At 64.7% G+C, this 9,161-nt stretch carries 14 protein-coding genes and 1 tRNA gene; 9 read left to right on the forward strand and 6 right to left on the reverse strand.

Annotated elements, in window-relative coordinates:
* Position 1: 1 nt before the first annotated feature.
* The 4 genes from LGR44_RS17890 (at position 2) to ruvX (ending at position 3,566) form a co-directional block, all read left to right on the forward strand.
* On the forward strand, positions 2 to 973 hold the full coding sequence (locus LGR44_RS17890; protein WP_226742066.1) for a carbohydrate ABC transporter permease: 972 nt from the start codon (positions 2 to 4) through the stop codon (positions 971 to 973).
* Positions 970 to 1,794, forward strand: a complete 825-nt coding sequence (locus LGR44_RS17895; RefSeq protein ID WP_226742067.1) for a carbohydrate ABC transporter permease — start codon at positions 970 to 972, stop codon at positions 1,792 to 1,794. The genes LGR44_RS17890 and LGR44_RS17895 overlap by 4 nt, the downstream gene beginning before the upstream one ends.
* Before the next feature lie 17 nt (positions 1,795 to 1,811).
* Complete coding sequence (locus LGR44_RS17900; RefSeq protein ID WP_226742068.1) at positions 1,812 to 2,936, forward strand: ABC transporter ATP-binding protein; 1,125 nt, start codon at positions 1,812 to 1,814, stop codon at positions 2,934 to 2,936.
* Between the two features lie 66 nt (positions 2,937 to 3,002).
* A complete protein-coding gene (gene ruvX, locus LGR44_RS17905; protein WP_226742069.1) occupies positions 3,003 to 3,566 on the forward strand; it encodes a Holliday junction resolvase RuvX in 564 nt (187 codons plus the stop codon).
* A gap of 3 nt (positions 3,567 to 3,569) precedes the next feature.
* On the opposite strand, the gene LGR44_RS17910 is transcribed toward ruvX, so the two are convergent.
* A complete protein-coding gene (locus LGR44_RS17910) occupies positions 3,570 to 4,007 on the reverse strand; it encodes a hypothetical protein (RefSeq protein ID WP_226742070.1) in 438 nt (145 codons plus the stop codon).
* A 284-nt stretch (positions 4,008 to 4,291) separates the two neighbouring features.
* Here LGR44_RS17910 and LGR44_RS17915 point away from each other — a divergent pair.
* Positions 4,292 to 4,365, forward strand: a tRNA-Gln gene (locus tag LGR44_RS17915).
* A gap of 169 nt (positions 4,366 to 4,534) precedes the next feature.
* Here the strand turns inward: LGR44_RS17915 and LGR44_RS17920 are convergent.
* Positions 4,535 to 4,789: a PilZ domain-containing protein gene (locus tag LGR44_RS17920; RefSeq protein ID WP_226742071.1), complete on the reverse strand. Its 255-nt coding sequence runs from the start codon at positions 4,787 to 4,789 to the stop codon at positions 4,535 to 4,537.
* 428 nt (positions 4,790 to 5,217) lie between these two features.
* Between LGR44_RS17920 and LGR44_RS17925 the strand changes: the two genes are divergently transcribed.
* Both LGR44_RS17925 and LGR44_RS17930 read left to right on the forward strand, forming a co-directional pair.
* Positions 5,218 to 5,520 (forward strand): hypothetical protein, encoded by a 303-nt coding sequence (locus LGR44_RS17925; protein WP_226742072.1) that lies wholly within the window; start codon positions 5,218 to 5,220, stop codon positions 5,518 to 5,520.
* A gap of 43 nt (positions 5,521 to 5,563) precedes the next feature.
* Positions 5,564 to 5,839, forward strand: coding sequence for a DUF7696 family protein (locus LGR44_RS17930; protein WP_226742073.1), 276 nt, complete (start codon positions 5,564 to 5,566; stop codon positions 5,837 to 5,839).
* Positions 5,840 to 5,969: 130 nt separating this feature from the next.
* Here LGR44_RS17930 and LGR44_RS17935 read toward each other — a convergent pair whose 3' ends face one another.
* From LGR44_RS17935 to LGR44_RS17945, 3 genes are all read right to left on the reverse strand, one after another.
* A complete protein-coding gene (locus tag LGR44_RS17935; RefSeq protein ID WP_226742074.1) occupies positions 5,970 to 6,179 on the reverse strand; it encodes a hypothetical protein in 210 nt (69 codons plus the stop codon).
* Between the two features lie 99 nt (positions 6,180 to 6,278).
* Complete coding sequence (locus LGR44_RS17940; RefSeq protein ID WP_226742075.1) at positions 6,279 to 6,533, reverse strand: DUF6894 family protein; 255 nt, start codon at positions 6,531 to 6,533, stop codon at positions 6,279 to 6,281.
* A gap of 24 nt (positions 6,534 to 6,557) precedes the next feature.
* Positions 6,558 to 7,283 carry a BON domain-containing protein gene (locus tag LGR44_RS17945; protein WP_226742076.1) on the reverse strand — a complete coding sequence of 242 codons (726 nt, stop codon included), beginning with the start codon at positions 7,281 to 7,283 and terminating at the stop codon, positions 6,558 to 6,560.
* Between the two features lie 257 nt (positions 7,284 to 7,540).
* On the opposite strand from LGR44_RS17945, the gene LGR44_RS17950 reads away from it, so the two are divergent.
* Both LGR44_RS17950 and LGR44_RS17955 read left to right on the forward strand, forming a co-directional pair.
* Positions 7,541 to 8,029 (forward strand): cupredoxin domain-containing protein, encoded by a 489-nt coding sequence (locus tag LGR44_RS17950; RefSeq protein WP_226742077.1) that lies wholly within the window; start codon positions 7,541 to 7,543, stop codon positions 8,027 to 8,029.
* Between the two features lie 110 nt (positions 8,030 to 8,139).
* On the forward strand, positions 8,140 to 8,427 hold the full coding sequence (locus LGR44_RS17955) for a hypothetical protein (protein WP_226742078.1): 288 nt from the start codon (positions 8,140 to 8,142) through the stop codon (positions 8,425 to 8,427).
* Positions 8,428 to 8,562: 135 nt separating this feature from the next.
* Here LGR44_RS17955 and LGR44_RS17960 read toward each other — a convergent pair.
* Positions 8,563 to 9,161 (reverse strand): carbohydrate-binding protein (locus LGR44_RS17960; RefSeq protein ID WP_226742079.1); only part of this gene is annotated, 599 nt, incomplete at its 5' end.

A 9,161-nucleotide genomic window follows, 5' to 3' on the forward strand; every position in this document is an offset into this window, starting at 1 on the left:
CATGACCGAGGCCGCAGCCACCGGCACCCCCTCCGCGTATGCATCCATACGCGGAGGATCGTCGGCCCTGACGCGAACCCGGGTCAGGGCCGCATGGACCTTCATCGCACCCACCCTGATCGTCCTCGCCCTCGTGGCCGGATGGCCCCTCGCCCGGACGATCTGGTTCAGCCTCACGGATGCGGACCTCAACAACCTCGGCGACTACACCTTCATCGGCTTCGAGAACTATCTCGCCAATTACGACGGCGAATGGTTCGGGCTCCTCACGGATCCCGACTGGTGGCTCTCGGTCTGGAACACCGTATGGTTCGCCCTCGTCTCGGTCTCCATCGAAACCGTGCTCGGCACCATCGTGGCGCTGATCCTCAATGCCGCCTTTCCAGGGCGGGGCGTCATGCGCGCCATCATCCTGATCCCCTGGGCGATCCCGACCGTGGTCTCCGCGAAAATGTGGAACTGGATGCTTCACGACCAGTTCGGCGTCATCAACGACATGCTCCTGCGCCTCGGGCTGATCGCGGCGCCGATCACCTGGACGGCCAATCCCGTCACGGCCCTCTGGACGGTGGTGATGGTGGACGTCTGGAAGACGACGCCCTTCATGGCGCTCCTGATCCTGGCGGCCCTGCAGATGCTGCCGCAGGACATCTACGAGGCGGCGAAAGTGGACGGGGTGCACCCGGTCCGCGTCTTCTTCCGCGTGACGCTGCCGCTGATCAAGCCGGCCCTGCTCGTCGCAGTGATCTTCCGCACCCTCGACGCCCTGCGGGTCTTCGACCTCATCTACGTGCTGACCGCTAATTCCCGGGACACGATGTCCATGTCCGTCTTCGCGCGCCAGCAATTGGTGGATTTCCAGGAGGTCGGGCTCGGCTCCGCGGCCTCCACCCTCATCTTCCTCATCATCGCCCTGCTGGTCGTCATCACCATGGCGGCCGGACGGGTCAGGCTCGGAGGGGATTCGCGATGAAGACCCTCACCCGCGTCGGGTTCTGGCTTCTCGTTCTCGCCATCGCCCTGTTCTCGCTGTTCCCGTTCTACTACGCCGTGATCTCGTCCTTCCGGTCGGGCGCGGATCTCTTCACCGTCGCGTATCTGCCGGAGCGGTTCGACCTCTCGAACTATTTCGCCGTGTTCCAGCGCCAACCCTTCGGCCAGAACATCCTCAACTCCATCGTCGTGGCGGGGGCGGTCGTCGCCCTCTCCCTGGCGCTGGGCATCACGGCGGCCTATGCCTTCGGGCGCATCAGCTTCCGCGGCCGCTCGCTGCTGCTCCTGACCATTCTCGGCGTCTCCATGTTCCCGCAGGTGGCGGTCCTGTCGGGCATGTTCGAGCTGATCCGGAGCTTCGGCCTCTACAACACCCTCCCCGGCCTCATCCTGGCCAACCTGATGCTCACCCTGCCCTTCACGGTGTGGGTGCTCACCACCTTCATGCGCGAGATGCCCAAGGAGATCGAGGAGGCGGCCTTCGTGGACGGCGCCACGCCCTGGATCGTGGTGCGGCGGGTCTTCCTGCCGCTGATGGCTCCGGCTGCGGTGACGACCGGGCTTCTCGCCTTCATCGTCTCGTGGAACGAATTCCTGTTCGCCCTCACCTTCACCCTCACCAACGAGCGGCGCACCGTGCCGCCCGCCATCGCCCTCATGACGGGCAGCACCGCCTATGAGCTGCCCTGGGGCACCATCATGGCGGCCTCCGTGATCGTGACCCTGCCCATCATCGCGCTCGTCCTCGTCTTCCAACGCAAGATCGTCTCGGGCCTGACGGCCGGCGCGGTCAAGGGCTGACCACAGGAGAACCATTCATGGCCGACGTGGCTCTCAGGAACATACGGAAATCCTTCGGCGGGGCGCAGGTCATCCACGGCGTGAACCTGGAGATCAGGGACGGCGAGTTCGTCGTGTTCGTCGGTCCTTCCGGCTGCGGGAAATCCACGCTCCTGCGGCTCATCGCCGGGCTCGAGGACATCACCTCGGGCGACCTCTATATCGACGGCGATAGGGTGAACGATCTCGCCCCGGCCAAGCGCAGGATCGCCATGGTGTTCCAGTCCTATGCGCTCTACCCGCACATGAACGTCTACGAGAACATGGCCTTCGGCCTCGAACTGGCGAAGGCCTCGAAAGCCGAGATCGACCAGAGGGTGCGCGAGGCGGCACGGCTTCTCCAGATCGACGAGCTGCTCGACCGCAAGCCCAAGCAGCTCTCGGGCGGACAGCGCCAGCGGGTGGCCATCGGGCGCGCCATCGTGCGCGATCCCAAGGTCTTCCTGTTCGACGAACCGCTGTCCAATCTCGATGCGGCCCTCAGGGTGCAGACACGCATTGAAATCGCCAAGCTCCACTCCGACACCCGCGCGACCATGATCTACGTGACCCACGACCAGGTCGAAGCCATGACCCTGGCGGACCGGATCGTGGTGCTGAACAAGGGCCGGATCGAACAGGTGGGCACGCCTCTCGAACTCTACCACCGCCCGGCCAATCTCTTCGTTGCCGGCTTCATCGGGTCGCCGCAGATGAACTTCATCCAGTGCGAGGTGGCCGGCGCCGGTCCGGACGGGGTGCTGGTCCGGCTTCCCCACGGCGGAACCCTGGCCGTGCCGGTTCAGGCGGACGGGCTCCGTCCCGGCGAACCCGTGACCCTGGGCGTGAGGCCCGACCACGTCCATGTGCGGGAGGGAGGCATCCTCAGGGGCAGGATCGAACTCGTCGAGCAGCTCGGAGAGAACCACCTTCTCTACGTCAATGCCGACGGCCTGCGGCTGACGAGCCGCGAGCCCGGCGATTCCCGGCACAGGACCGGGGGTGAGGTCGGCCTCGATTTCTCCGGCGAATCCTGTCACGTCTTCCGGCCGTCGGGAGAGGCGCTTTCGGCGCTGACCTCAGCAGCGGGCTCCACCGGGACGGCGCGAAGCCGCATCGCCTGACCTCTCCGTGGACGACTTGCCGCCGGACATCCTGTATGGTGGCGCGACGGGACGAGGAGACGGTTCGTGACGAACAGAGACGAAGAACTGCTCGCTCTTTTCGGGAGCCTTGGCCCGCGGGCACGCCTGCTCGGGATCGACCTCGGCACCAAGACCATCGGCCTTGCCCTGTCGGACGTGGAGCGGCGCATCGCGACGCCGCTGGAGACGATCAAGCGCGTCAAGTTCACGCCGGACGTGGAACGCATAAAGGCGCTCATCGACCGCTACGACGTGGGAGGGCTCGTATTCGGCCTGCCCCTCAACATGGACGGCACGGAAGGGCCCCGCTCCCAGGCGACGCGCGCCTTCGTGCGCAACCTCAAACCGCTCGTTCCCCTCCCGATCCTGTTCTGGGACGAGCGCATGTCCACCATGGTGGTGACCCGCACGCTTCTCGACGCGGATGCTTCCCGCGCCAAGCGGGCCGACGCGGTGGACAAGATGGCGGCTGCCTACATCCTGCAGGGCGCCCTCGACCGCTACGACCGCATCGCGGCCGATGCGGAGGCCGCCGAGGACGAGGCCGAGATGCGCGCCAGCCTGGACATGGATACGCCGCCCGAAGGCGGCGCTCTCGACGACGAGTAAGGATCAGAACCCGTTGGCGCGGTTCCAGGCGCGGGACTGTTCCTTGTAGACTTCCTTCTGGGCGCGCCGGTAGTCCTTCATGTAATCCTTGGCGGCTTCCTTGTTGTAGATGACCGCCTCGCCCGGACGGCCCCTGCGGTCCGGAGGCGTGGGAACCGTGTAGCCCGGTCCCATCGGCCGGCCATAGCGGCGCGGCGGCGGGTCGTAATAGGGGCGCGGCGGAGGATCGTAGTACGCCCGCGGCGGCGGGTCGTAATAGTACCGGCGCGGCGGCGGATCGTAGAAGACCGGCGGCGGATCGTCGTAATAATAGAACTGGACCGTCTGCACGGAGGACTGGGCCTCCGCCGTCACGACGGGCATGGGCGCAGCCTGCGCCCCGACGGCGCCGAGGGCGAGGCCGCCCGCCACAGCACCGAGAACCCACCTTCCGAAACTCATGTCTCATCTCCCGCCCGGTCACCCCACGACGCCGGACCATGATGCCATCATGCTACGCTCTAGTTGAACAAGATATGAACTGCAAAGCCCTTCGGCGGACATGCCTGGAATTCGCATCCGTCGAGATTCCGCGACAGCCGGCAAAACTGGTGACCAAAAATGAGCTCCATGGGGTTGACGCACCCCGAAAAGCGGCCTATCTCACCGCCACTCGCGAACGTTCAGCGCCGCTTGGCCGGATCGACGGTTTTCTCCGGAAAAACAAGCGGTTCCAGGAAGTTCGTTGGGGGATAGTTTAATGGTAGAACAGCGGACTCTGACTCCGTTAGTCTTGGTTCGAATCCAGGTCCCCCAGCCACTCCTCTTCCAAGTTTTCTAGCACGATCACCTCGCCCTCTCCGGAGGGTGATTGTGCACGCCTCCCCGAAGGCTGAACAGAAGAACGGCGAGAGGCCTGTCGGTCTTCCCGCCGTCATGATTCCGTTTCCGGGTCTGGCCGCCCATGAATGGGCCCCGGGCGCTTCAGGCTAGTCGGTGAACATCACGCCGTACTCCCTGCCGTTGGCCCAGATCAGCCGGGCGCTGGCACGCATCCCCTCTTCGGGGATCTGCAGCTCGAATTCCAGCGGGATCTCGACAGGTTGGGTAAACCCGAGCCGCGCTCCGGATGCGGAGATGTCCGACAGGCTGCATTCAGCGAATGCGATCCCCCACCTGTCGACGATTTCGCCCTTCAAATGCGTAGCGAAGCGCTCGCTCTCGCGTCGGTCATGCTCTGTCATGGTTCCCCCCTTCCAATGCTCATGGAATAGGAGGGGATGCTGACGCCAAGCTGTCGCAGCCGTTCGGCGGCCCGAGAAAATGGCCCGGCGGCGCTCCAGGGTCGTCCGATTGACGGGCCTCAGAAGTACTTCGACTTGCGGCCGTCCGCGTAGACCACGAAACCGACGACAGCCACGGCTGCAAGGACGACGGTCGTCACGATGAACTCGATCATCGGGCATCTCCGAAAAATGTGATTCGACAGGCCCACTCCTGCCAGCCCATTGGGATTGGGGCAACCTTCTTTTCGGTCTTGCTCCGTCGCCGGAGCGAGATATGCACTGCGGCTCCTACCCCGGCACCATCGCCGCCCCTAGGTTCAGAAAGGTACCTGTCGAGCCAAGCCTTCGAATCGGGAGGAGAGGCCCGTTGCACCGAGGAAACCATCTTGAGTGATCGTGTCGAATATTGGTGGATCAGCTACAGCACCGAGACGCAGCCGGCCGAGGTGACCTTCCGGGGCGGCATTCCCGTCCATGCGCGTCTGATCGGGACGCGCGATCTCGTCGCGGCGGCGTCGATCGAGCTGCTGGACCGCCTTCCCGCGGCCCCGAAACCCGTCTTCGAGAGAGCCGCGGCACCCGCACCACCCGCGCCGAAGGAACCGACGAGCCCCATGTGGCTGATCGGCATCATCGTGCTGACGCTTCTCTACTGGTTCTCGGGCCAGATCTTCGACGCCATCAAATAGTGCGGAATCGACTCGTTAACGCGACTCGTGGCATCAGACGGCCATGTCCAATCCCCCCTATTCCCGCGCCACCACCGCCATATCCGAGATCACAGGTCAGCCTGTCAGCACCTGGTCGGAGGAATGGCAGCACGAATGCGAGGCCCGCACCGTTCTCGCCATGTCGAAGGCCGAGCGGGACGCTTTCTTCAACGGCTCCACCGACGAGGATGGGAAGCGCAAGGAGCGCGGCATCATCGCCATTCGAGGTCAGAAGGCTGCGGAAACCCTCAGGGGAAACATGGAACGGCTCATGGCCGCCCGCACGAGAAAGCCGTAGGCGCGACCATCGGCGGGCCTCCGCCGACGGCCGGCCGAGCCGGGCCTCCCATTAGGCGTGCACGATCATCGGCGCATGAGCGCCGATGATCGTGCACATTCCTGGGATGTCGCGATGCGGAGGGCGGCCGCTATACCCGGTTGCGGCGACGTGAGAAGTACCAGATCACGGCGATGACGATGATCACCAGCAGGATGATCCACCAGTAATCCGCGATGCCTCCGGTTGCCGTAGCTTCGGGGGCCACGGGAGCTGTCTCCGGGGCGGGTGCCGGGACCTGCGCCATCGCAGACGACACAGCCAGAAAGAGGAAGCTGACGAATGCTGCGAGCTTGCTCATGCACTTTCTCCATTGCGCCTGCGAACCGCCAAGTTCGCCGCTGGGTGAACGCTCCCTGAAGGAGGATGTTCCTTCCGCAGGAGCGGATAACGGTGCCCGCTAGGACTCGGCCGGTGCTTCGGAGAGATCCTCGACCACCAGGGAGAGCGCAACCCGCAGCACCGGCTGCCCTGCTTCCGTCCTCACGCTGACGATGAAGACACGCTGATCGCCTTCAGGGAGATGGTCGCTCGCCATGTCCGGCAGGGCTCTCCGAGCTTCCCGCCTCGCGGCCTCGAGACCGTCGAGCTCCAGCCCCTCTTCGTCGCGGAAGAAGCGCTCGCCGTCGTAGGTGTCAAAGAAATAGCGTGGCACGGCCGCTCCTGCTTCTGGCGGCGCTCAGCGAAGAGCGCTCCCTTCCGGACGGACCCGCAGATTGTTCTGCACATGGGCGACCCCGGAGACGGATTCGGCAATGTCTTCCGCGCGACGCTTGTCGAGGCGGCTGTGGACCATACCGGACAACGTCACTTCCTGGTCTCGCACGAGCACCTCGATGTCGGATGCATCGAGATAGGGGTCGTCCGTCAGCCGCTGATTCACGTCGTCCTGGATCCGCTCGTCCGACCGGCGGTAGTTGCGCGGACCGCGTCCGCGATGGTGCCGCTCGGAGGCATCCGGCTCCAGGCCCACGGCCCCTGCCAGGTTCTCGTAGAAGTTCTCCGAAGCCCGGAGGAGCCCTCGCCCGGCCCGGCGGTCCTGCTCCCATTGGTCATGGATGGAGCGAGCATGGTGGCGCGACGGGCGCTGCCGGTAATGTTCGTCCCGCCTCCACCGATCGTCGGACCGCATCCGGTCCTCGTATCCGGGGGCTCTTTCGGAGCGATAGAGCGGCTCGTCGGACAGCGCGCCGGTTCCACCCCGGGCAAAACCCTCCTCGACGTAGTAGTCGGCCGCCACCCGCGGCGCCCAGAAACTGGGACTGTCGTCCCTGTCGGCGGACCTCGCATAGGCAGGACGCCTCTCCAGATAAGCTCCCTGTTCGGCGCGGTACTCGTTGCGGAGATACTCGTCCACTTCGTCCGGGGTCCCATATCCCCTACCGGCACGATCCCAAGCCGCCATCAGTCTGCCCTTTCGTTATCTCGAGCGATTTCCAACGGATGAACCTCCCCCTCCCCGTCAGGTTCCATCCGCCCCTCGGACCGCGGCCGTTACGGGCCTGCCGATTGTACGCCACCGAACCGAGACTCTGCCCTAGCCGCGCAACCCATCCACGGCAGGGTGATTGATCCGTAGCCAGCAGGCACTGCCGGAGCCCGTCGAGACCTGTGCGAGCGGCCCGGCTTTCGGTGTTCCGGCGCGAACAGAGGTTAGGGATAATGTCGAACGAGCGTATGGGCCGGAAATCCCCGATGCGGCTCCTCGCAGGAGTGGGGTTTTTGCTGACGGGTCTGGCGGCGACCGCCACGGAGGTTTCGGCCCAGACACCGAGCCCTCCCGTCGTGAGCGGCGAAGTCGCCACGCCGGTGGAGATCACGATGAACTACGTCAACGGCGATGTGCAATGCGGCCCGCCCCGCGCACGCCTGCCCGCACGGGACCCTCTCGAATTGCGGGTCATCAACCGCGCAGATCGGATCATCACGTTCGCGGCTCCCAAGTTCTTCGCCGCGACGCAGCACATCGAATCGGCCGGCTTTGTCGTCGATCTGGTGAAGGGCGGCTTTACCGTTGCGCCACAGAGCACGGCGAGAGTCCTCCTGCGAACACCGGCTCCGGGGGAGTATTACTTCTCGTGTTTCGAGGCGGAGGAGATACCCGATCCCCAGTCGAGCGGTTTTCTCATCGTCGTTCCCGCTGCCCGATAGACCATGTCCCGACCCGCACGGAAACAGCCAGGCTCGAACCTGACCCCCATGCAGACCGTTTGCTGCAAGAGAGCTTTGCCGCAATCGAACCGGCAAAGATGAGGCTTATGATGAAGGCTGCACTCTTCCTTTCGCTGGCCCTTGCTGCCGGCACGATCACTTCCAGCGCACACGCGCAAGTGTTGACCCAGCCGGAAAGCGCCCAGCTGCCGCGCGCCACCGTTCGGATCCCCACTCAGGGACTGGGCTATTCCGTGCTTCACGAAGGCGGAGGCATACCGTCCAGACCCAATCGGGTTCACGTGACGTGCCGGGTGGACGAGTCCTTCGCGAGAACCTACTGCCCGACCCCTCGGTACGACGCCTACTGCCCGAACGCGACGATCGTCTGCCGCTGAGGAAGTCCGCATCAAGCGGCAAAGCGTTGCGTACAGACGCAGCGCTTTGTCGTGTCTCGACGGGAACTGCGCTCCAGAAACGAAAGATCCCGCCGGGAGCAAGCTCCCGGCGGGATGAGTTTTCAAAGAACTTCGTCAGAAGTTGAAGTCGTCTACGTTCGGTCCCGTGGTGCCCCCCAGGATGAGAACTCCGTTGGTGTGATCGTAGACGGTCTTCGTTCCGTCCGCGTGATAGGCCACGAGTGACATGCCGGCATCATCCCCATCAAGGTACGTCGTCAGCTTCGTCTGGGACCCGTCCTTCCCGAAGTAGGTCACCGACCTCGAATTCGCCTCCTCATCGAAGGTGATCACGCTTCGAGCGTTCTCCGGTACACGGAAGACGTCGAATTGGAAGAACTGCTCCGTGGACGGGACAGTCCGGATCGGGTCGGGCTCGTTCACGGGCGAGGGCTCCACCACCGGGGCATCGTTTCTGGGAACGAAGTTCTGCGCCGGAGCCACGCTACCGCCGCCGGAGACGGTCTGCGGGCTTGGGATCGGAGCCTGGTCCACCTTGTCGAGGGTGAAGGACTTGAGATCCATGGAGCCGCCGCTGAAGGCCAGACGCACGGTCTGCACGCCCGCCTCCAGATCGACCTGCACCTTCCCGGTCTGCTGGAACGTCGACCAGCCGCCGGTGAAGCCCACCCCCACCGGAGTGGCCGTCTCGTAGACCGTGCCGCCCTTCTCGA

This window comes from Microvirga lenta (genome assembly GCF_020532555.1).
In the GTDB taxonomy this organism is placed as follows: Bacteria; Pseudomonadota; Alphaproteobacteria; order Rhizobiales; family Beijerinckiaceae; genus Microvirga; species Microvirga lenta.

Bases quoted from the DNA above. Each gene is read 5' to 3' on its own strand.
- LGR44_RS17890 (WP_226742066.1), top strand. From the start codon at position 2: ATGACCGAGGCCGCAGCCACCGGCACCCCCTCCGCGTATGCATCCATA.
- LGR44_RS17950 (WP_226742077.1), top strand. From the start codon at position 7,541: ATGTCGAACGAGCGTATGGGCCGGAAATCCCCGATGCGGCTCCTCGCA.
- LGR44_RS17955 (WP_226742078.1), top strand. From the start codon at position 8,140: ATGAAGGCTGCACTCTTCCTTTCGCTGGCCCTTGCTGCCGGCACGATC.
- LGR44_RS17935 (WP_226742074.1), bottom strand. From the start codon at position 6,179: ATGAGCAAGCTCGCAGCATTCGTCAGCTTCCTCTTTCTGGCTGTGTCG.
- LGR44_RS17930 (WP_226742073.1), top strand. From the start codon at position 5,564: ATGTCCAATCCCCCCTATTCCCGCGCCACCACCGCCATATCCGAGATC.
- LGR44_RS17910 (WP_226742070.1), bottom strand. From the start codon at position 4,007: ATGAGTTTCGGAAGGTGGGTTCTCGGTGCTGTGGCGGGCGGCCTCGCC.
- LGR44_RS17945 (WP_226742076.1), bottom strand. From the start codon at position 7,283: ATGGCGGCTTGGGATCGTGCCGGTAGGGGATATGGGACCCCGGACGAA.
- LGR44_RS17920 (WP_226742071.1), bottom strand. From the start codon at position 4,789: ATGACAGAGCATGACCGACGCGAGAGCGAGCGCTTCGCTACGCATTTG.
- LGR44_RS17900 (WP_226742068.1), top strand. From the start codon at position 1,812: ATGGCCGACGTGGCTCTCAGGAACATACGGAAATCCTTCGGCGGGGCG.
- LGR44_RS17895 (WP_226742067.1), top strand. From the start codon at position 970: ATGAAGACCCTCACCCGCGTCGGGTTCTGGCTTCTCGTTCTCGCCATC.